This window comes from Mucilaginibacter sp. P1_A3, assembly GCF_056406855.1.
In genome coordinates this window covers 552,964-576,706 of the sequence record NZ_JBFTZJ010000001.1, presented here as the reverse complement: position 1 = coordinate 576,706, position 23,743 = coordinate 552,964, and the positions used below count along the sequence as shown (strand labels likewise).

Annotated in this window: 15 protein-coding genes; 10 read left to right on the top strand and 5 right to left on the bottom strand. The window is 40.5% G+C overall.

What is annotated here, in order from left to right; translation table 11 throughout:
• The first annotated feature begins 139 nt into the window (after positions 1-139).
• The 5 genes from AC1D0K_RS02285 (at position 140) to eutC (ending at position 7,636) form a co-directional block, all read left to right on the top strand.
• A complete protein-coding gene (locus AC1D0K_RS02285; RefSeq protein ID WP_477397068.1) occupies positions 140-2,761 on the top strand; it encodes an MGH1-like glycoside hydrolase domain-containing protein in 2,622 nt (873 codons plus the stop codon).
• A gap of 200 nt (positions 2,762-2,961) precedes the next feature.
• Positions 2,962-3,894, top strand: coding sequence for a sugar phosphate isomerase/epimerase family protein (locus AC1D0K_RS02280; protein ID WP_477443316.1), 933 nt, complete (start codon positions 2,962-2,964; stop codon positions 3,892-3,894).
• A 176-nt stretch (positions 3,895-4,070) separates the two neighbouring features.
• On the top strand, positions 4,071-5,417 hold the full coding sequence (eat, locus tag AC1D0K_RS02275) for an ethanolamine permease (protein ID WP_477398838.1): 1,347 nt from the start codon (positions 4,071-4,073) through the stop codon (positions 5,415-5,417).
• 44 nt (positions 5,418-5,461) lie between these two features.
• The gene (locus AC1D0K_RS02270; RefSeq protein WP_477398836.1) at positions 5,462-6,838 is read left to right on the top strand and encodes an ethanolamine ammonia-lyase subunit EutB; all 1,377 of its coding nucleotides are present in this window, start codon (positions 5,462-5,464) and stop codon (positions 6,836-6,838) included.
• Positions 6,839-6,883: 45 nt separating this feature from the next.
• On the top strand, positions 6,884-7,636 hold the full coding sequence (gene eutC, locus AC1D0K_RS02265; RefSeq protein ID WP_477398834.1) for an ethanolamine ammonia-lyase subunit EutC: 753 nt from the start codon (positions 6,884-6,886) through the stop codon (positions 7,634-7,636).
• A 52-nt stretch (positions 7,637-7,688) separates the two neighbouring features.
• Here the strand turns inward: eutC and AC1D0K_RS02260 are convergent, their stop codons facing one another.
• From AC1D0K_RS02260 to AC1D0K_RS02240, 5 genes are all read right to left on the bottom strand, one after another.
• Positions 7,689-8,213, bottom strand: coding sequence for a DUF4251 domain-containing protein (locus AC1D0K_RS02260; protein ID WP_477398832.1), 525 nt, complete (start codon positions 8,211-8,213; stop codon positions 7,689-7,691).
• Between the two features lie 126 nt (positions 8,214-8,339).
• On the bottom strand, positions 8,340-10,223 hold the full coding sequence (gene htpG, locus AC1D0K_RS02255; RefSeq protein ID WP_477398830.1) for a molecular chaperone HtpG: 1,884 nt from the start codon (positions 10,221-10,223) through the stop codon (positions 8,340-8,342).
• 131 nt (positions 10,224-10,354) lie between these two features.
• Complete coding sequence (locus tag AC1D0K_RS02250) at positions 10,355-10,882, bottom strand: NADPH-dependent FMN reductase (RefSeq protein WP_477398828.1); 528 nt, start codon at positions 10,880-10,882, stop codon at positions 10,355-10,357.
• A gap of 60 nt (positions 10,883-10,942) precedes the next feature.
• Positions 10,943-12,292: a sensor histidine kinase gene (locus AC1D0K_RS02245; RefSeq protein ID WP_477398826.1), complete on the bottom strand. Its 1,350-nt coding sequence runs from the start codon at positions 12,290-12,292 to the stop codon at positions 10,943-10,945.
• On the bottom strand, positions 12,282-13,640 hold the full coding sequence (locus AC1D0K_RS02240) for a sigma-54-dependent transcriptional regulator (RefSeq protein WP_477398824.1): 1,359 nt from the start codon (positions 13,638-13,640) through the stop codon (positions 12,282-12,284). Before AC1D0K_RS02240 ends, AC1D0K_RS02245 begins: the two co-directional genes overlap by 11 nt.
• Positions 13,641-14,074: 434 nt before the next feature.
• Between AC1D0K_RS02240 and AC1D0K_RS02235 the strand changes: the two genes are divergently transcribed.
• The 5 genes from AC1D0K_RS02235 (at position 14,075) to AC1D0K_RS02215 (ending at position 23,710) form a co-directional block, all read left to right on the top strand.
• Positions 14,075-15,328: an efflux RND transporter periplasmic adaptor subunit gene (locus tag AC1D0K_RS02235; protein ID WP_477400005.1), complete on the top strand. Its 1,254-nt coding sequence runs from the start codon at positions 14,075-14,077 to the stop codon at positions 15,326-15,328.
• 143 nt (positions 15,329-15,471) lie between these two features.
• Complete coding sequence (locus AC1D0K_RS02230) at positions 15,472-16,149, top strand: ABC transporter ATP-binding protein (RefSeq protein ID WP_477436673.1); 678 nt, start codon at positions 15,472-15,474, stop codon at positions 16,147-16,149.
• Between the two features lie 250 nt (positions 16,150-16,399).
• Positions 16,400-18,754 carry an ABC transporter permease gene (locus AC1D0K_RS02225; RefSeq protein ID WP_477462988.1) on the top strand — a complete coding sequence of 785 codons (2,355 nt, stop codon included), beginning with the start codon at positions 16,400-16,402 and terminating at the stop codon, positions 18,752-18,754.
• 125 nt (positions 18,755-18,879) lie between these two features.
• The gene (locus tag AC1D0K_RS02220; protein ID WP_477397664.1) at positions 18,880-21,264 is read left to right on the top strand and encodes an ABC transporter permease; all 2,385 of its coding nucleotides are present in this window, start codon (positions 18,880-18,882) and stop codon (positions 21,262-21,264) included.
• Between the two features lie 61 nt (positions 21,265-21,325).
• Entirely contained in the window at positions 21,326-23,710 is a 2,385-nt protein-coding gene (locus tag AC1D0K_RS02215; RefSeq protein ID WP_477397666.1) for an ABC transporter permease, read from the top strand.
• The last annotated feature ends 33 nt before the right edge of the window (positions 23,711-23,743 follow it).

Below are 23,743 nucleotides of genomic sequence, written 5' to 3'. Positions count from 1 at the left end.
TTTCTAATTGTTATGTCACGCTCTGTATAGCAATACAATAAAACTTTTGCTTACAGGCTAATTTTTGGTTTTTCTCACCCTCATGTAAAACATGCTCTGCAATTCTGTTAATTTCTATAATTAAACCTATTTTGCATTAATGAACGCAGAACAATCAAGGCTAAAGGATACAGGCTGGAAAAGATGGGGACCTTACGTAAGTGATCGCCAATGGGGAACAGTACGTGAGGATTACAGCGCCAGCGGTGATGCCTGGAATTATATAACCCATGATATGGCACGCAGCAAAGCCTACCGCTGGGGCGAGGAGGGGATTGCAGGTATATGCGATAGGCAGCAAAATTTGTGTTTTGCCATCGCGTTGTGGAATAAAAAAGATCCGATCATTAAAGAACGCTACTTTGGTTTAAGTAACCCCGAGGGTAATCATGGTGAGGATGTAAAGGAACTGTATTATTACCTGGATAGTACACCTACGCATTCATACATGAAAACGCTGTACAAGTACCCGCAAACTGAATTTCCTTATGCCGAACTTGTTAACGAAAATAAACGCCGTACCCGCAACGATCCTGAATTTGAATTGATTGATACCGGAATTTTCGATAAAGATGAATACTTTGACGTTTTTACCGAATATGCCAAAAACGAGCAGGACGACATCCTGATTAAGATCACGGTGCATAACCGGGGCGATGCCAGTGCAGCGCTTAATGTAATGCCTACCTTATGGTTCCGTAACACCTGGAGTTGGGGCTATGATGATTATAAACCGCATATCACAGCATCTGGCAACGGTACAACTGAGGTGTTTCATAAAGATCTTGGTCAGCTTTGGCTCCACACGGAAGGCAACCCCCAGGTTTTGTTCTGCGATAATGAAACCAACATGAAACGCCTGTACAATTTTGATAGCGGACTTCAATACCATAAAGATGGCATTAACGATCATATTGTACACAACGCCGATACCGTTAATCTTAAAAATACGGGTACAAAAGCGGCTGTGAATTATGATATTGATATCGCCGCAAAACAAAGTGTAACCATCAGGTTAAGACTTTCGCCGGATGCCAATTATAGCTTTGAGGATTTTGATGAGGTTTTTAATACCCGCCTAACCGAAGCCGATCAGTTTTATAATGACATTCACAGTAACAAGAATGATGTTGACAGGTGCCTCATTCAACGACAGGCATTTGCCGGCATGCTTTGGAATAAGCAATTCTACTACACTGATGTTCGCCAATGGCTAAACGGCGATCCTTCGCAGCCAGAACCGCCTGCCAATAGAGACGATGCACGTAACCATAAATGGAGGCACCTTAATACTAAAGATGTGATATCCATGCCTGATAAATGGGAGTACCCCTGGTTTGCGGCATGGGATCTTGCATTTCATTGTCTGCCTTTGGCTGCCATTGACATGGCTTTTGCTAAAAATCAACTGGTTTTACTTACCCGGGACTGGTATATGCACCCAAACGGGCAATTACCGGCTTATGAATGGGATTATGGAGATGTGAACCCGCCCGTACACGCCATGGTAACCTGGCACGTGTATAAAACTGATAAATTGGCCAACGATGGTAAAGGTGATACCTATTTCCTGGAAAGGATATTCCATAAGCTGATGCTCAATTTTACCTGGTGGGTAAACCGTAAGGATGCCCAGGGTAATAATATTTTTGAAGGTGGTTTTCTTGGTATGGACAATATTGGTGTGTTCGACAGGAATACTCAACTTCCATCTGGCCAACACCTGGAGCAGGCGGATGGTACCAGCTGGATGGCTATGTACTCGCTTAATTTATTGCGGATTGCTACCGAACTTGCTGCAACTGATAAAGCATATGAGGATATCGCCTCTAAGTTTTTTGAACATTTTATCTATATCGTGGGTGCGATGTCAAATCTCGGTGAAAACAATGAAGGCCTTTGGGATGAGCAGGATGGTTTCTTTTACGATCAGATCCGGTTTCCTAACGATGGGTCGATCAAAATGAGGGTCAGAAGCATTGTAGGGCTTATCCCGTTATTTGCAACCGAGGTTTTGGAGGAAGCCGATATAACTGATAGTCCTATATTTAAAGAGCGCCTGAAATGGTTTGCCGAAAAACGACCAGACCTTGCATCGCTGGTTTCGCGGTGGAACGAAAAAAATTGCGACGGAAAGCATCTTATAAGCTTGTTGCGTGGATACCGCATGAAATCTTTGCTGAAATATATGCTGGATGAGAAGGAGTTTTTAAGTGAGTATGGTATTCGTTCGCTATCTAAATATCATCAGGATAATCCATTTAAAATTGCTGTGAATGGTGTTGATTTTGGTATTTCTTATACTCCTGCCGAAAGTGATAGTGGCCTTTTTGGTGGCAACAGTAACTGGCGTGGCCCAATCTGGATGCCAATAAACTATTTAATTATTGATAGTTTACACCGCTTTCACCAGTATTATGGTGATGATTTTAAAGTGGAGTGCCCAACAGGATCTGGTAACTTCATGAACCTTTCTGAAGTAGCTAATGAGCTGTATCTGCGGGTATCTAAATTGTTTTTACGGGATGAGAAAGGGAATCGACCGCTTTTTGGGTCCAATAAAAAAATGCAAACGGACCCCCATTTTAAAGATCACTTACTTTTTTATGAATTTTTTGATGGTGATAACGGGCGTGGCGCCGGTGCATCTCACCAAACCGGCTGGACTGGCCTAATTGCAATTTGTTTACGCAGGAGTAAGAAAAATGAACCGTTATGCTGATTACTTTCGGCACACCCATCCGCAAACGCACAGGATAGAAATAGCCCGTCCCTTGCGATCCTGAAACTGATTGGATATAAGGATTTATACTTGAAAACTCTCCTGTTAAATTTAATTGTGTAAAAAAGACACAATAAGTTTTAATTTGCTGATTATTATTATTTAGATTTACTGTACCACAATAAAACTAAATTATAAGCATGAATTACAACAGGAGAAAATTTATCCAAAGCACAGGTGCATTGGTGCTTGGCGGCCTCGCCTTATCAGGAAAAGCAGCATCTTTATTAAGTAATATGGCAGCTCCGCATGCGGTAGGCTTGCAGCTTTTTACATTCTTTGGCGTTATCGACGAGGATGTAAAAGGTACTCTTACTAAAATTGCGGCTCTGGGGTATAAAGACATGGAATCGGCCTTTAGCAAAAAAGGGGGATACTATGGTATGACACCTAAAGAGTTTAAAGGCATGGTGAATGACCTTGGTATGAACTGGACCTCGCACCATGTTTTAGGTGCTCCGTTTAAACTTCCTCCCGGAACCAAACTACCTAATGGCGCCGATGGCAAACCAATGGTGATCCCACCAATGAAAAACCTGCGGGATAATATGCAGGAACTTGTTGACGATGCGGCTGCCGGCGGGATAAAATACCTGGTATGTGCTAACTCACCAACAGCAACAATAGACGAAGTAAAATCAACCATAGAAGTACTTAACAAAACAGGGGAGGCCGCTAAAAAGGTAGGGATTCAATTTGCATACCATAACCATGATATGGAATTTCATCCTGTTGATGGTAAAGTGCCTTATGATATGTTACTTAGTGAAACAGACTCCCAAAATGTAAAAATGGAGCTCGATCTTGCCTGGGCAGTAAAAGCCGGTAAAGATCCTGTTGAAATGTTTAAACAGCATCCTGGCCGTTTCCCGCTATGGCATGTAAAAGATCTGGACGCCAGTCGTACAACGATATTGCCTGTTGGCAGTGGTACTATAGATTTTAAGCCAATTTTTGCAGCAGCAAAGTCTGCAGGAATGCAACACTTTTTTGTGGAGCATGATGGACCGAAAGATCCCCTTGCGAGTATTACCAGTAGCATTGGTTTTTTGAAAAGTAATTTGAAAGTGTAAGTGCCAATTCTATCCTTGTGTAAGGAGCAAAAATTTAAAGAAACGTGTTCTAAATCTCCACTTTGGGGGAGATTTAGAACACGTTTAACTACTTAACAATTCCATAACATATGCTCATTTTGATTTAAGCCGGTCTTTAAGTATCTTAAGGCGGCAAATCAAACATTATAAAGCATATGGCAGCAACCCCGGCAGAGCAGTTAAAAAGAGTTTTAAAGCCCGTTCACCTTTGGGCAATTGCTGTGGGGTTAGTGATCTCTGGTGAATATTTTGGCTGGAACCTGGGCTGGGCTGTATCAGGTACCGTTGGGCTTTTGATAGCCACTTTGGTGATTACGGTAATGTATATCACCTTCATTTTCAGCTATACTGAACTTACTACTTCAATTCCTCATGCGGGCGGGGCTTTTGCTTATGCATATAGAGCCATGGGGCCGTTCGGCGGATTAATTGCAGGCTATGCAACCCTTGTAGATTTTTTGGTGGCCACACCGGCAATTGCTGTGGCCCTTGGCACATACCTTCATTTTCTGAACAGCGATATTCCAGTTTTGCATACCGCCATGCTTTTTAATGTTGCTTTCATTATTCTTAATGCATACGGCGTAAAGGAATCGGCCACTTTTTCAATTTTCATTACCTTATTAGCAGTCGCGGAGCTTTTACTGTACATGGGTGTAGTTTCTCCGCATTTTAAAATGACTACGTACTTAGCCGATCCTATGCCTTTTGGCTGGAGCGGAGTATTTGCAGCTTTGCCCTTCGCGGTTTGGTTTTATTTGGCCATTGAAGGTGTAGCTATGGTTGCCGAAGAGGTTAAAGATCCTAAAAAGAATATCCCGAGAGGATATATTTCGGCCATCGCCACTTTAGTGTTTTTGGCTTTGGGAGTGATGATCCTTACAGGTGGAGTAACCGACTGGCACAAGCTAAAAAGCCTTGACTATCCACTACCTGAAGCCATAGGAATTGTATTGGGTAAAGGAAACGGGCTAACAAAAATATTTGCAAGCATTGGTTTGTTTGGTCTGATAGCGTCGCTGCATGGTATCATTTTGGCCTCATCAAGGCAAATATTTGCCATGGCGAGAAGTGGTTATTTACCCCGCGGATTGGCAAGTATTAACCATCGTTTTAAAACACCGCATTGGGCGCTTATTGTTGGTGGAATAGTAAGCTCAATTTTTATTTACAAATTTAAAACTGATCAAATTATTATGTTATCTGTACTCGGCGCCGTGGTAATGTACATGATGAGCATGATCAGCCTGTTTATTTTACGAAAAAAAGAACCCAATCTGGACAGACCTTTTGCCGCACCTTACTATCCCATTTTTCCGGCTATTGCACTTGTTATTTGTGTAATATGCTTGATTGCTACCATGTATTTTAATGGAGAGATGAGCCTCATATTCTTTGCCGGCTTAGCCTTGGTAATTTTGGTTTTTGTGCTGATGGGGAAACATAAAGTTGCGCTTACAGATGAAATGATGACCGCTCCAGTGTTTACTGAAGCCGGATAGTGCCATGTATAGATCAATCAACAATTGAATTAATAACTAATTTAATGTCTTATCGCCACACCATACGTAACAAAGTTTATAAGTTTCCAGATTTGAAAACTTTGTTGGGCAAAGCGTCACCTTATCGTTCGGGAGATGAGCTTGCAGGCGTGTGCGCCGGAAGTTATGAGGAAAGAGTTGCAGCCCAGATCACGTTGGCAGATGTGCCTTTAAAAACGTTTTTGAATGAAGCGGTTGTTCCTTATGAGCAGGATGAGATCACGCGTTTAATTATCGATGACCATGATGTTATTGCATTTGATCATATAGGGCATTTAACAGTTGGTGAACTTCGTGACTGGCTTCTTAGCGATGAAACTGATACAGTAACGCTGACCAATATCTCAACGGGCCTTACGCCCGAAATGGTGGCGGCAGTATCCAAACTAATGCGTAACCAGGACTTGATCGCGATAGCAAAAAAGTGCGAAGTAGTTACCAGCTTTCGGAACACGATTGGATTAAAAGGGCGTTTCAGCACACGTTTGCAACCCAATCATCCAACGGATGATCCTAAAGGTGTTGCAGCCAGTATTATTGACGGCTTGCTTTATGGAAGCGGTGATGCCACAATTGGTATTAACCCAGCCACTGATAGTCCGGCGGCGGTGAACAATTTGTTGAAGTTGATGGATAATATCAGGCACCAGTTTGAGATTCCGACCCAAACATGCGTATTGGGCCATATTACTACAACTTTGCAGTTGATAAATGAAGGAGCTCCTGTTGACCTTTGTTTTCAATCAATAGCGGGTACAGAGCAGGCCAATGCAAGTTTTGGTATTAACCTGAATTTAATTGAAGAAGCATACCAGGCTACGCTATCTCTCCATCGCGGAACTATTGGCGATAATGTAATGTACTTTGAAACAGGGCAGGGTAGTGCGTTATCAGCTAATGCTAATTTCGGCGTAGATCAACAAACCTGCGAGGTTCGGGCTTATGCTGTTGCCCGGAAGTTTAAACCTTTATTGGTGAATACGGTGGTGGGTTTTATAGGCCCCGAATATTTATATGATGGCAAACAAATTATCCGTGCGGCCTTAGAAGACCATTTTTGCGGAAAATTATTAGGGCTGCCTATGGGATGCGACGTTTGCTACACCAACCATGCCGAAGCCGACCAGGATGATATGGATAACCTACTTACCCTATTGGGCGTAGCAGGCTGCAATTTTATAATGGGTATACCCGGTGCCGATGATATTATGCTTAACTATCAATCCACATCTTTTCATGATGCATTATACTTGCGTAAAGTACTGGGGCTTAAACCGGCTCCTGAGTTTGAACTGTGGCTAATTAAGCAGGGTATTGTGGATGATAAGGGTAATATGCTACCGGTAAATTCATCACATGGTTTACTTGGCGCCATGGTTTGATGCAATGGTAAAGGCTAATGGCGATTGTAAATTTTGAATTTTAAAATGAAAAGAAACCTCCCACAAGAGATAGAGCCATTAAAAGCGTTGCAGGAATTTACATCTGCACGCATCGCTATTGGGCGGGTAGGTACAAGTATTCCGCTAAAACAGTCTTTGGATTTTAAACTGGCCCATGCTCATGCGCGTGATGCTGTTTATTCTGAATTGGATATCAGTCAATTAACAGAGTCACTTAAACCTTTTGAGGTACCTGTGATCTGCCTGCATAGCCAGGTGCACAACCGTCAACAATATTTACAACGACCTGATCTTGGCCGAAAGCTTAACGAGGTTTCGTCAGATCAATTGGATGATTATTTTATTCATACCGATGTGGCTATCATCATAGTTGATGGCCTTTCGGCAACAGCTGTAAATGAGAATACTATTGGTTTACTAAAGGAGCTTATACCCTTGCTATCCCAAAGCGAATTTAAATTAGCCCCAATCAGCCTGGTAGAACAGGGAAGGGTAGCTATAGGTGATGATATTGGCTATAAACTTAAAGCCCAATTGTCCCTTGTGCTGATAGGCGAACGTCCGGGGCTTAGTTCTGCCGACAGTGTGGGAGCATATCTTACTTATAAACCCAAACCTGGCCTTACCGATGAAACGAGGAATTGCGTGTCAAACATCCGACCAAAGGGTTTGACTTATAAAAAAGCTGCCCGGAAGATTTTTTACCTCATCAGCGAAGCATTTAAACTGAAACTATCAGGTGTGAATTTAAAAGATAATGCCGGATTGATTAGCTAAAAGCAGAAAGCGCCTTACTATATGACCGAACTTTCTGCTTTATGACTTCGGCTCATTTTTTTACCGGTCTTTTTTCAATTGTGCCGTTAAATGAAATAGGATCGCGGTTGCTGCTAATCACCTGTAGTGAGGCATAACCATCTTCACTTATATTGAGGTACATTGATTGGATATCCCTAAAATCACTAATATTTTTATTGGTTGGTTTAATAGTTATTGCCCAGCCACTTTTTTTACCAGGTTTTACAACGTAAGTAAAATGTGTGTTGGTGAATTTGATCCCACCCTCGCTTGATCCGTATGGGGGCGCGGTATATGCCCGGCCAAAATAAGGCAGAAAGGATATTATGGTATCCTTTGTGATAGTTAAATCATACTCTGATGTTAAAGATCTGCTGCCGCCTCTTGAAGGGATTGCATAGTTAGCATTAAATAAGAAGTTTTGAGATTCCACAAGGCCTTTTATTTCGGCTATATGGGCCGCCTTTTTATCCTTATGGGTGTTTTGAGCATTAGCCATTTGGCCGCCAATAAAAACGAAGGTAAATAGTATTAATATTTTATGTAGCGCTTTCATAATAAATGATTTAAGGTTTGACGGTAAAGGCTTACTTAAGTTTAATTTACATCAAATTTAAATATTCTTTTAACAAAAAAAGCCATCCGTTTTTGCGGATGGCTTTGAATTATTTGTCCTTTTAAATTATATCAGGTTAACGCTGCGATTCACAAATTCGGTCAGTTCGGCGCCTGTTAATAGTCCTTGCGAAAGTAAAGCAAGGTCAAACGCTTGTTTTGACAGTTGAGCTTGCACTTCTTCGTTTTGTTCCTGCAATATGCGGCTGATCAGTTTATGGTTGCTGTTTACAATCACCTTGTAATTATCAGGCATGTTGCCATAAAAGCCCATACCACCACCCATAGCTGCCATGTCTTTCATACGACGCATAAATTCGTCCATGGTTACAGTAACAGGTAACTCATCAGGGTTAAGGCTCTCTAATTGAACGTTATATGCTGGTTTGTTAATTGATTTATTAAAGATGTCTTTTACCTTAGTTGACTGCTCATCGGTTAAAACAGACTCTGGCGCTTCATCTTTTTTGATCAGCTTATCGGCAACATCAGCATCAACACGTTTCATCGATGTCTTCTCCAACTTTTGCTCCAGCTGACTAATGAAATGATTATCAATTGGCGAGTTCATAACCAACACATCATAACCTTTTTTATTGGCCGATTGTATAAACGAATCTTGTTTTGCAGGATCATTGGTGTAAATGTAAACCAACTGACCATCTTTATCTGTTTGAATAGCTTCAACTTTCTCTTTATATTCAGGTAAAGTGAAGTTCTCTTTTTGGGTATTGGTCACCAAAACAAAGTCTTTTGCTTTATCATAGAATTTGTCTTCGCTTACCATGCCGTATTTTACAAACAGGCCAATATCGGTCCATTTTTCTTCATAAGCTTTGCGGTCGGCTTTAAACAGATCTGACAATTTATCAGCTACTTTTTTGGTGATGTAACTGTTAATTTTCTTAACGTTACTGTCGGCCTGTAAAAAGCTTCTTGAAACGTTCAACGGAATATCTGGTGAATCAATTACACCATGTAATAGCATTAAAAACTCAGGAACAATATCTTTTACCTCATCGGTAATAAATACCTGGCGGGAGAATAATTTGATTTTGTTTTTTGATATCTCGAAGTCGTTCTTCAGCTTAGGGAAGTACAATACGCCTGTAAGGTTAAACGGATAATCCACATTTAAATGGATCCAGAATAAAGGATCTTCGCTGAATGGATAAAGTTGTTTGTAAAAGTTAAGGTAATCCTCATCTTTTAACTCTGAAGGGGCTTTAGTCCAAATTGGGTTGGTATCGTTTATGATGTTATCAACCTCAATATCCATGTATTTTGGTTTTCCTTCTTCATCAACGCCATCCTCAACAGATTCGGTTTTGGTGCCGAATTTAATTGGAACAGGTAAAAATTTACAGTATTTATCAAGGATTTCCTGTAGTTTGTATTTGCTCAGGAACTCTTCAGATTCGCCGTTGATGTACAGGGTGATCTCTGTACCGCGTTCGGCTAATACACCTTCGCCAATTTCAAATTCGGTACTGCCATCACAAACCCAGTAAGCTGGCTCAGCGCCTTCCTGGTATGATAGGGTTTGAATTTCAACCTTATCAGCAACCATAAAGGCAGAATAAAAGCCTAAACCAAATCTACCTATGATCTCATTGGCATCTTTAGCTTCTTTAAATTTCTCCATAAACTCAGTAGCGCCCGAGAATGCTATCTGGTTGATGTATTTTTTAATTTCTTCGGCGGTCATACCCAAACCATTGTCGGATATGGTGATGGTTTTCTTCACCTCGTCAAATGCAACTTCAACGCGCAGATCGCCAAGTTCGCCATTGTATTGGCCTAAAGAGGCCAGGCGTTTAATTTTTTGGGTAGCATCTACAGCGTTTGATACCAGCTCTCGCAAAAATATCTCATTATCTGAGTAAAGAAATTTCTTAATTATCGGAAAAATGTTTTCGGTGTGGATTGAAATGCTGCCTTTTTCTTGCATAATATTGATATATGAATGGATTAATATTAATTTCTACCTGCAACCATCAATGCATGTTCCAAAGCGGGCAATGTTGTCAAATTGGCAGGAAAGAATTCTATGCTCGCTTTTAGAATGAAGATGGAAGAAGTTTAAAAAGAACTCAAAAACACTTTTAAAACCTTATTTAAATTTTTCGCGGCCTCTTCGTTAATCAAATTACCATTGTTATCCATTTTAGACCGGATAAAGGAAATTACCAAAGTAGCGTCATCAATAATCTTAGCCGACAATGCACCTAAAGTAAGCAGTAATGATGCATGTGCATGTTCACCACCCAATGATGCAGTTATCAATGCCACCGGCTTATCGACTAATGAGCCGCTTGATACCATCCAATCCAGCATATTTTTAAGCTGACCAGGTACGCCGAAAGCATATTCGGGCGTGCAGATGATAACACCATCGACTTCGTTTAACAATTTGCGTAACCTAACTACAGTTTGGGCTACATCTTCATTATCCAATCCAGGGTCAAACGGTGGGATCAACGCCAACTCATCGTAAATAGAATAGCTGATATCCCGAGGCAGCAACTCGCCTAAATATTTTAAAATATTGTGATTAGTTGAGCCACTCCTTAAACTACCCGAAATGGCTAAAATTTTATGCTGGGTCATTTTTGTAATCGTTGTAAAATATACAAATCAAAAGTTCCCCCTTCAGGGGGTTAGGGGGCTCTATGGCACAAACTGCAATATAAATGACGATCCCTTGCCCTCAGTTGATTGTACCTGTATATTTCCCTTATGTAACAACATGATCTGTTTGCACAAGCTTAGGCCTATACCGCTTCCAGTTTTTTTGGTGCTAAAGAATGGGATAAATATCTTGTCTAATAATTCCGGGGGCATGCCGAGGCCATTATCTGTAATTTTAATCAGCGTTTTGCTGTTGTTTTGTACTTCGGCAGATAGGGTGATCCGTGGCTCCTCGCGATCTTTCACGGCCTCAATAGCATTTACCAGCAAGTTGATCATAACTTGTTCAAGCAGGTTAATGTCTGCTTCTACGGCAAGTGTTGGGTCGCGCATGATGATCTCCAGTTCAATATTTTTCTTTTCCAGGGTAGGCCGCATCAGGCTGTTCAGGTTCTCGAACAGGTTACGCACCAATACTTTATCTCTATCCAGTTTGGTGATTTTGTTGAGGCTTCTATAGCTTTCTGTAAACTTTAGCAAGCCTTCGCTGCGGCGTTTAATGGTATCTATACCCAATTCCAGATCCTCCAGTTCGCTGCTTTCTATGCTATTGGCTATCTCCGGACTTTGAAGGCGGTTCTTCAACGTATCTGCCAGTGAGGAGATAGGAGCTACCGAGTTCATAATCTCATGGGTCATTACATTTAGCAATTTAGACCATGCTTTTGATTCTGTTTCATCCAGCGCTTCGCTCACATTCTGGAAAGCAATTAGTTTGTAAAGCTTCTCATCGCTACGCATCAGGCTGGCTGTTATCAAAATTTTAACCAGTTGCTGATTGCGTGAAATGGCAATGATATTGCTTTCGCCCGGTTTTAATTTAAGCAGTTCATGGTACATCGCCGGCTCACGTTTTTCAAGTGATTGTACCGTTTTTAAATAGGGGATACCCAGCAGTTTTTTAAAGGCTTCATTTATCCAGCTAATATTGCCTGTTTCTTCTTCATACGATAGTATTCCGGTATCAACCAGTTCCAATATTTTTTGCAGGTAATGGTATTGGGTTTCACGCTCACGGCTAATGAGTTTAAAGGTGGTGTTGATATCATTAAAACCTTTACGTAAAGGTTTCAACTCGTTTGGAGCCTTGCGCACGTCAAAATGGCGCGAGAAATCACGGTAGTGTATTGATTCAACAAACTGGTTAACCTCGTCCTGGGCTTTTTTCTGGAACCGTATCATTTCAATAACAGCATAAGTTACCAATGGGATACAGATAACCAGGTACAGGTACAATCCTTTAACAGTAACAAAAGCTGCGGCCGACAGGGCTAAGAACATTAAAAATACACGCAGCAAAAGCCGCCATTCGTAACGGTTAAATATCATATTTGCTTAATCTGCGGTATAAGGCGGTACGCGTTAGTCCAAGTTCTTTGGCAGCACGGGTAATATTGCCATTGTGTTTTTCTATCACCTTTAAAATTGCATTTTTCTCCAGAGTGCTTAACTGAATATTATCGTCATTAATGGTATTATCTGTTGATGTTTCCAATATGGAAAATATCAGGTCATCTGGTCGTAGCACCTGATCATCGGCCATAATAACAGCACGCTCAATGGTGTATTGCAGCTCGCGTACATTACCAGGGTAATTATATGATTTGAGCTTTAGCAAGGCCGGTGTATCAAAATCCACAGCAGGTTTTAAATACTTGGTGGCATATAATTTGGCAAAGTGCCTGGCCAGTATCACAATATCCTCACTACGGCGGCGCAGAGGCGGCATATTAATCTCAACTGTATTGATCCGGTATATTAAATCCTTACGAAAACGGTTTTCATTGGCCAGTTCGTGCATGGGCACATTGGTAGCGCAAATCAGCCTGATATCAATGTCAATAGCCTTATTTGTACCTAACCGGGTTACCTGCCTGTTTTGCAGTATGGTTAGCAGTTTAGCCTGTTGTTGCAGGCTGATGTTTCCTATCTCATCCAAAAACAATGTGCCTCCCTGTGCATCCTCAAAACGGCCGGTACGATCTTCGCGGGCATCAGTAAATGCTCCTTTTTTATGCCCGAACAGTTCACTCTCAAAAAGGGTATCTGTTAATGCGCCCACATCCACTTTTACAAATGGCTTATCGGCCCGCAGGGAACGCTCATGAATAGCCTTGGCCATCAAATCTTTACCGGTTCCATTTTCTCCTAATAGCAGAATGTTAGCGTCGGTAGGGGCAATTTTATTTACTTTATAAAATATATCCTGCATCACGTCAGATTCGCCCAATATGGATGTATCTCCCGCAGTGCTTTTTGCAGCGGTTTTAACGGTTTTTACCCCACCTTCTTTTTTATCTAAAAGCTCTTTAATGGTGGCTATTAGTTTCTCATTATGCCATGGCTTTACCACAAAGTCGTCGGCGCCTTCTTTCAATGAGCGTACGGCGAGGTCAATATCGCCATAGGCAGTTATCATGATCACGCAAACATTTGGCTTCCAGTCTTTCACTTTCCTTAGCCAGTACAAACCTTCGTTGCCGGTATTTATGGCACTGTTAAAGTTCATATCCAGTAAAACCAGGTCTACCTCATTACGTTGCAGCAGCCAGTTCAGATTTTCCGGATTTTTCTCCGTAATTACTTCATTAGCTTGTGTTTTGAGCAATAGCTTTACAGCCGTAAGTACATCCGGGTCATCATCAACAATAAGAATAGTAGCTTTTTTAAGTATCATTTGGTATAGTTCATAGTTAAAGGTTCATTGATCATAGCCGATAGTTCTTTGATGATGATTTATAGCAGACGCACGGTACTCAACAATTGTTACTAATTATCTACAGCAACAATTCTTTTGCCACGAACCATCATCTATTAATCTTCAACTAAAGAAAACTTTCTGCAAATTAATAATTGAATACTTAAAATTCACAGTATTATATAAATACAACAATTAAAGAGGCATCAGTCATAAAAAGCAGTAATTTTAGTTATAACTAATATACATGTTATGAGGCCACCGCACACTATTTTACTGTATCATAACCGGACACTTGCTGTAACAGAAGCGTACGCCTTAAATACTTAATCTGTATTTAAGTTACTGTAATACAGTATTTTAATTTGTGGCATATCTTTTTGTAACCATTATTCAAAATATCATAAACTACAGTGGACAGAAAAATTGAGAAAAAGACCTGGAACAGCAAACGAATATTAACTATAGCTGGCATTACAGGCATTATTTTATTAGTTGGAGGCAGTATTTATTTTACATCGGGTAAAAGCAAATTGGATGTTGATACCGAACGCATAACCATCAGTACTATAACTAAAGGCCCTTTCCAGGAGTTTATCCCGGTTAACGGTACAGTAATGCCATTGACCACTATTTTCCTTGATGCATCAGAAGGTGGTGTGGTTGAGGCCAAGTATGTTGAAGATGGAGCAAGTCTTAAAAAAGGCGATCCTATTTTAAGGTTATCAAACACCGATCTGGAACTTACACTGGCTAACCAGGAAACTGCTGTTTATGGTCAGCAAACACAAATGCAAATTTCGCATAACAATGCAACCCAAAGTACAATTGGCAAGCTAAACACGATGGCCGATGTAGACAATGCTTATATAGAAGCGAAACGCATATATGACCTGGATAAAAAATTATATGATCAAAAAGCCATTGGCTTACAGGAATACCAGCAGGCAGTTAACGCTTACAAATACCAGGTAAACCGCAAAAAACTGGCAACCCAGATATTATCGCAGGATACCGCTTTGGTGAAACAGCAGGATGCACAATCAAGAGAACAATATGCGCAGATGAAGAGCGCACTTGAACTGATGCGTAAAAAAGTTGAAGGCCTTACTTTAAGGGCGAATGTTGATGGCCAGCTTACAAACCTTGATGCCGAAGTTGGTCAGAGTAAAAGCAAAGGTGTACAATTGGGGCAAATTGACGTACAATCGGGATTTAAGGTTAGGGTTGATATAGATGAGCATTATTTATCACGTGTATTCACTGGTTTAAAGGGTGATTTTCAGTTTGCTGATAAAACCTACAACATGGTTATTAAAAAGGTATTCACCATTATTACTGCAGGTCGTTTTCAGGTTGATATGCAATTTGTAGGCGCTGTGCCTAAAGGCATCCGTAAGGGGCAAACCCTGCAGGTTAGGTTAGCCCTGAGCGACGAAACTACAGCTGTGTTGGTACCTAAGGGCGGTTTTTATCAGCAAACCGGTGGTAACTGGATATTTAAAGTGAGCGAGGATGGTAAACGGGCCTACAAGGTTAACATACAGCTTGGTCGCCAAAGCCCGGATTATTATGTAGTAACCGATGGTTTAAATCCCGGCGATAAGGTAATTACCTCAAGCTATGAAACCTACGGTGATATCCAGGAACTGGTATTAAAAAAATAAACCCCTCCCTGCCTCTCTGCCTTATGGCGGAGAGGAATAAAAGGGAAGGATAACAAGAAAGAATAATTAATTTTATAAACAGAGTATAAACCAAAACAAAAAACAAATCATCTTACTCAAGACGGATGATTTAGGAGGGGCAAATGATTAAAATTACTAATCTCGAAAAATTTTACCGCACAGAAGAGGTAGAGACCATAGCTTTAAATAAGCTATCAATTGAAATCGCGACAGGCGAATTTGTGGCCATCATGGGGCCGTCTGGTTGTGGTAAATCAACACTGCTCAATATTTTGGGTATGCTTGATGATCCAGATGAAGGCAGCTATGTTTTTAACGACATTGAAGTTGCTCATTTTACCGAGCGTAAACGTGCCGATTTGCGCAAGCATAACATTGGGTTTGTTTTCCAGAGCTTTAACCTGATTGATGAGCTAACCGTATTTGAAAACGTTGAATTACCGTTGATCTACACCGGTGTTCCTGCCGCTGAACGTGTAAAAAGGGTAGAAGAGGTGTTAGACAAAATGCAGATAATGCATCGCCGTAACCACTATCCGCAGCAGTTATCGGGTGGTCAGCAACAGCGTGTGGCTATTGCCCGCGCCGTGGTTAACAAGCCAAAATTGATCCTTGCGGATGAGCCTACCGGTAACCTGGATAGTACCAATGGTAATGATGTTATGGAACTGTTGACAGACCTGAACGAACAGGGTACAACCATTATCATGGTTACGCACTCTGAACATGATGCCCGCTACAGTCACCGCATCATCAGGCTGCTTGACGGACAAGCCGTTGTGGAAAACATAATGGTTTAATAACGTATCATCGCCTCCAAAAAAAGAAGATAGTTTATATAAGTTAATGTGCCTCGCTCGCCCCTCCTTTTTAGGAGGGGTAAGCTTGTTTATTGCCGATTTTTTATACCAGGAACCAACGATAAACGAAGAATAAATAAGGGAGTTATTTAAGAAAATAGCCCTGCCGATTATTTAATATAATAATGTTAATACTACCAAATGTACTGATGACCTGATTGAACATTGAACCAATAAATAAACCAATGCCATGATAAAAAACTATGTAAAAACAGCCTGGAGAAACCTTATCAGGAACAAAGGTTTTTCTATAACAAACATACTGGGATTAACTATTGGTATCACCTGCACAATCTTCATCTTTTTATGGGTACAGGACGAAGTGGCCTTCGATAAATTCCATGCCAGTCATGATAACATTTACAAGGTAATAGCCAACCGCGATTTTAAGAACAGCATATTTACAGATGAGAATATGGCGTTCCCATTTGCAAAGGCACTTGAAAATAGTAACCCGCAAATAAAATATAGTGTACTTACATCTCACCAGGAAACCCACCTAACCCAGTATAGCAACAATAAATTAATTAAAAAGGGATACCAGGTAAGCGATCAGTTTTTTAAGATGTTTTCCTGGAAGTTTATAAAGGGAAATCCCGAAACTTCAATTAACGATCCTAAATCTATCGTGCTGACAGAATCTGCAGCAAAATCATTTTTTGGAAATGATAACCCTATTGATAAGGTGATCAAAATTGATAATCAGCTCAACTTCAAAGTAAGCGCCATTATTGCTGATCCTCCCGGCAATTCTACCTTCAAATTTGACTTTATTGTACCCTTTGAATACACATCTGATGAAAGTAAAAGACGAATGGCTGAATGGTCAAATTCATCCAACTTTATTTTTATCCAAACTATTCCGAATGCTAATGTTGACGCTTTAAATAAATTTGTTAACCTCACTAAACATCAACATGATAGCCACGATGAGCTAAGTACCTATTTTACCTTTCCAATGAACAAATGGCACCTGTATGGTGAGTTTAAAGATGGTAAAAATATTGGCGGGATGATAGAATATGTAAAGCTGTTCACCATCATTGCTATTATAATTTTGCTTATCGCCTGCGTTAATTTCATGAACCTTTCTACAGCACGTTCAGAGAAACGCGCTAAAGAAGTAGGTATCCGCAAAACGTTAGGCTCTGATAAAAAGCAACTGATTACCCAATTCTTTTTTGAGCCCATCATACTCGCCCTTATCGCGTTTATACTTTCGGTATGCGTGGTATACCTGCTCATGCCATTCTTTAATTCACTGGTGAGCAAAAATTTACACCTGGCTATTTTTACGCCATTCTTTTTAACAGGCGCGGCTGTCATAATTCTATTCACCGGCATAGTTGCGGGCAGCTATCCTGCCTTATACTTATCGTCATTTAGTCCTGTTAAAGTATTGAAAGGTACTTTTGCGGCTGGTAAAAGCGCGGTATTGCCAAGGCGGATATTGGTAATTGGTCAGTTTGTAATGTCTATACTGCTTATCTCAGCTACCATAATTGTATACCAGCAAATACAACATATTAAAAACCGGCGAATTGGGTACGATCCCAATAACCTGGTTATGGTGCCCTCGTCAGAAGCCATTGATAAAAATTATAAAGCCATTAAGCAGGATTTATTTAATTCGGGACTAATAAGTTCGGTTACCAGAACTTCGGCGCCAATAACTGAGGTCTGGTGGAAATCAGCCTCACCGGATTATGATGGCAAACCTGCAGGCAGCATAATTTTTTCGGGCTTAAGTACCGATGTTGATTTTACCAAAACAATGGGCACCCAAATTTTAATGGGGCGGGATTTTAACCCCTTACCTGGCGATTCGGGCGTAATGCTGCTCAACAAGGCCGCGATTGATGCCATGAATATAAAAAATCCTATTGGGCTTCAAATGCGCTACGGTCCCAGAAAATATACCGTGGTAGGAGTTATTGAAAACATCATCATGGAATCACCTTACAAGCCTGTTGAGCCTTTAATGGTCTATTATAATCCAACCGGCTCAAGCAGGGTAAGTGTACGCCTCAAAGATGGCGTGCAGCCGCAAAAGGCTATCCAGGCATTGCAGGTTATTTTTAAAAAATATAACCCCGAAAATATATTTGAATACCAGTTTGTTGACCAGGAATTTGGCAAGAAATTTATTACCGAAGAACTGATAAGCCGTATCACCAACATTTTTGCGGGTTTGGCCATATTTATTTGCTGTATTGGCTTAGCCGGCCTGGCTTCATTTACCATCGAAAAACGTTTTAGAGAAATAGGGGTGCGTAAGGTATTGGGGGCATCTGTTCAGCAACTTTTAATATTGATATCTACAGAGTTTCTGAAGTTGGTAACAATTGCTTTCTTAATTGCTGTGCCTCTAACCTGGTGGCTAATGAATAACTGGCTTCAAAAATATACCTATCACATCAGTATCAGTATTTGGCTGTTTGGAGTTGTGGGCGCGCTCATACTCCTGTTAACGCTTGCAGTGGTAAGCCTGAATACGCTAAAAGCAGCATTTGCTAACCCGGTGAAGAGTTTAAGGACGGAATAGTTTATTGGTTCATTAGTTCATTGGCAGAAAACGGCAAACCTGTATAGTTGATATACAAATTGCACATCCAATAAACTATAAGGCTATTAAAGACCAATGAACCAGTGAACTAATGAACTAAAAAGATGATCAAGAACTACATTAAAATTGCGTGCAGAAGTCTTTGGAGACACAAAGGGTTCTCGATAATAAATATTATCGGGCTGGCAATAGGCATGACAGCCTGTTTCCTGATCTATATAAATATAAAGTTCGAGCTGAGTTACGATAGTTTTAATGAAAAATTTGACCAGATCTATCGTATTGTAACTGATGTGAAAAACCCTGACGAAACGATTAATACAGCGTTTTCATTGGCGCCAATGGGGCCGGCATTACAGCAAGAGTATCCGGAAGTAAAAGCTAATACGCGGATTCGCGGAGCAAAATTTTTGATACAGTATGGAGAATCAAAGTTTCAGGAAGATAACCTGCTCTTTGCAGATCCTTCCTTGTTTACTATGTTCAGCTTACCCATTGTAAAGGGGGATGTAAAAAAGGGCTTTGAAGCACCCTTTAAAGTAGCAATAACCGAAACCATGGCTAAAAAATATTTTGGCAATGTTGATCCAATTGGCAAATCGTTATTGCTTGATGGTAAAAGCCTCGCTTTGGTTACCGCTGTAATAAAAGACGCGCCTTTAAACTCACATTTTAAATTCGATATGGTGATATCATATGCCACAATTGAAAGCCAAAATCCTGGCAGTATGAATGATTGGGCAAATTTTGGCTGCTTTACCTATATTTTATTGCCAAAGGGGTACGATTATCACAAGTTGCAGAACTTGTTACCCGCATTTGCAAACAAACATTATTCTGCAGCTGATAGAAAGCAGGGTATGGATCTTAGTTTTTTCCTGGAGCCTTTGAAAGATGTTTACATGGATGCTAAAAGAGGTGCTTTTGAAAACGGCGACCTGCATAATGTTCGTATCTTTTCAATTATCGCGGTGTTTATCCTGCTGATAGCCTGCATTAACTTTATCAATTTAACAACGGCGAGAGCTACAGAAAGAGCTAAAGAAGTAGGAGTACGCAAAGTAATAGGTGCAGCAAGGTCGCAATTGATTTTCCAGTTTTTAAGTGAGTCAGTTATTATATGTTTGATCGCTTTTTTTCTTTCGATTTTGTTTAGCTACTCATTGTTGCCACTGTTTAACCAGTTATCAGGCAAAGTGATCAGCACCAGTATTTTTTCGGGAAACTACCTGTTCCAGTTTTTTATGCTATCCTGTGGTATAGGTATTACTGCAGGTTTGTACCCGGCATTGGTGCTTTCGGGGTTCAAGCCAATAACTACCCTCAAAGGCAGGTTTAGCAAATCAAGTAAAGGTATTGTATTGCGGAGGGGACTGGTGATTGCCCAGTTTACTATATCTATAGTGCTTATTATCGGGACAATTATAGTTTATAATCAGTTAAATTATATGCGTAGCCAAACGCTTGGTTTTCAGAAAAAACAGATGATTGGTATCGATTTTTATGCAGATACAGCTGTAGAGAACCGCTCGGAACTTATAAAGAGCGAATTGAAAAAGATCCCTAACGTGTTATCAGCCACTGCATCTAGAGGTGTCCCCGGTTTTGGTAATGGAAATCGCGACTCGGAGATAGAGAATAGCGCAGGCGTTATGCAACATATGGTTATTAATTTATACGAGGTGGATTATGATTTCATTCCGCAATTTGAAATGAAGCTGGTAGCCGGGCGCATATTTTCAAAAGCCTTTGGTACCGACAGTACGCAAGCCATTGTAATTAACGAAGCAGCTGCCAAAAGCCTCGGCTACCGCACACCTTCAGAAGCGGTGGGTCGTAATTTCTCGCAATGGGGACGAACAGGTAAAATTATAGGTGTATTAAAAGACTTTCATTTTCAATCGCTGCAGGAAAAGGTACAGCCTTTAAACATGCGGATAAATCCAGGTCGCACCCGTTTTTTTACCCTGAAAATAGAGTCAAAAAATATTCCGTCCACGATAGCTGCTATTCAAAATAAATGGAAAACCCTGGTGCCTGAGCGGCCCTTTAATTATGCCTTTGTTGATGATAAATTCAATGAACAATATGAAGACCAGATCAACTTCGGTAACCTGTTCTTGTATTGTGCCGTGCTTGCCATATTTATTTCATGTATGGGATTATTTGGTTTAGCATCCTACAGCACTATTCAGCGAACCCGGGAGATTGGTATTCGAAAAGTATTTGGCGCTTCTGTAACCGGCATCGTAAATATGTTGTCTGTTGAGTTTTTACAGTTGGTGATCATATCATCGTTAATAGCGTTCCCGTTGGCATGGTTTACCATGAATAAATGGCTGCAGGATTTTGCGTATCGGATAACTATAGGCTGGTGGGTTTTTGCATTGGCAGGAGTATTAGCACTTGTTATAGCATTTGCTACGGTGAGCTTTCAGGCGGTTAAAGCCGCGCTTGCAAATCCGGCAGATAGTTTAAGGAGTGAATAAAAGGGACACCAAAATTTAAAATCAAAATTCCTTCCCACTGGGAAGTTAAGATATATTCATCATGATAAAGAACTACATTAAAATAGCGTGCAGAAGTCTTTGGAGACACAAAGGGTTCTCGATAATAAATATTATCGGGCTGGCAATAGGTATGACAGCCTGTTTCCTGATCTATATAAATATAAAGTTCGAGTTGAGTTATGATAGCTTTAACGAAAAATTTGATCAGATCTATCGTATAGGTACTGATATAAAATTGCCCAGTACTACGTTTCCCATCTCAAATTCATTTATCCAATTGGGTCCGGCTTTGCAGCGTGAATTTCCCGAAGTGAAATCTAACGCGCGAATCTCCAGCGCAAGATTTTTAGTACAGTTTGGGGAATTAAAGTTTCAGGAGGATAACGTGATTTTTGCTGATCCATCTTTGTTTAACGTCTTTACCTTGCCTAAGATAAAAGGGGATGTTAAACAAGATTTTAAAGCACCTTTTAAAGTCGTGATGACAGAATCAATGGCTAAGAAATATTTCGGCAATAAGAGTCCCATTGGTAAATCGCTATTGCTGAATGACAAATATCTAGCGGCAGTTACTGCGGTAATAAAAGATGTACCGCAAAATTCGCACTTTAAATTCGATATGGCGATTTCTTATGCCACGTTCGAATTGATTAATCCCGACATTTTAAGTAACTGGACCAGGGTCGGTGCTCTAACTTATATTGTTTTACCCAAAGGCTACAATTATCATAAATTAGAAAGTCAACTACCTGTTTTTGCTAGCAGGCATTATACTCAGGCAGATAAAAATGGAGGTGTAGGATATGGGTTTCATATTGTTCCTTTGAAAGATATTTATATGAACAATAAATGGGGAGGGCCTGAGTTCGGCAACCTGCATAACATCCGCATCTTTTCAATTATCGCGGTGTTTATCTTGCTTATTGCATGTATCAACTTTATCAATTTAACAACAGCAAGGGCTACAGAGAGGGCAAAAGAGGTTGGTATCCGCAAGGTAATCGGTGCAGCAAGGGCGCAATTGATTATCCAGTTTTTAAGTGAGTCGGTTATTATAAGTTTAATCGCTTTTTTACTTTCTGTTCTGTTTAGCTATTCGGTGTTGCCACTGTTCAACCAGTTATCAGGTAAAGTGATCAGCGCCAGTATTTTTTTGCATGGCTACCTGTTTCAGCTTTTTATGACAGCTTGTGGTATTGGTATTATTGCGGGTTTGTACCCGGCATTGGTGCTTTCAGGTTTTAAACCTATAACTACACTAAAGGGGACATTCAGTAAATCAAGTAAGGGTATTTTACTGCGTAAAGGACTGGTGGTCGCTCAGTTTACGATATCAATAGTGCTTATTATAGGTACCATAGTAGTTTACTACCAGTTAAATTATATGCGTAGCCAGCCGCTTGGTTTTCAAAAAAACCAGATGCTTGCTATTGATTTTTATGCCGATACGACTGTGCAACACCGCGTGGAATTAATAAAAAACGAACTAAAAAAAATCCCTAATGTAATATCTGCCACTGCATCCAGAAGTTTACCGGGTTTTGGCAATGGAAATAGCGACTCAGAAATAGAAAATAATGCAGGCGTTATGCAGCAGATACTTATTGACGCATACTATGTGGATTATGATTTTATTCCGCAGTTTGAAATGAAGCTTGCTGCGGGGCGTATATTTTCAAAAGACTTTAGTACCGATATCACTCAGGCTATAGTAATTAATGAAACGACGGCCAAAAAGCTCGGCTACGACACTCCAGCTAAAGCTTTAGGTCGTAGATTTTCGCAGTGGGGGCGAACACGTAAAATTATAGGTGTGTTAAAGGACTTTCATTTTGAATCGTTACAGGAAGCGGTAAAGCCTTTAAGCATTAGTATGGATCCGGAGTTTAATCGTATGCTTACCCTTAAAATAGAGTCCAAAGATATTCCTGCAACTATAGCTGCTATCCAAACGAGATGGAAAGTCCTGGTGCCTGAGCGGCCATTTAACTACGCCTTTGTTGATGATACATTTAACAAGCAATACGCAGCGCAGGTTAATTTCGGCAACCTGTTTATGTATTTTGCGGTGCTTGCCATATGTATTTCATGTATGGGATTATTTGGTTTGGCATCATACAGCACCATTCAGCGAACCCGCGAAATTGGTATTCGAAAAGTATTTGGCGCTTCTGTAACCGGCATCGTAAATATGTTGTCTATTGAGTTTGTACAGTTGGTGATCATATCATCGCTAATAGCGTTCCCGCTGGCATGGTTTGCTATGAATAAATGGCTGCAGGATTTTGCATACCGCATAGCTATCGGCTGGTGGGTTTTTGCATTGGCAGGAGTAATTGCACTAGTGATAGCATTTGCTACGGTAAGTTTTCAGGCGGTTAAAGCCGCACTTGCAAATCCTGTTGAAAGTTTAAGGAGCGAATAGGAATAGATAAAATATTAAAATCAAATTCCTTCC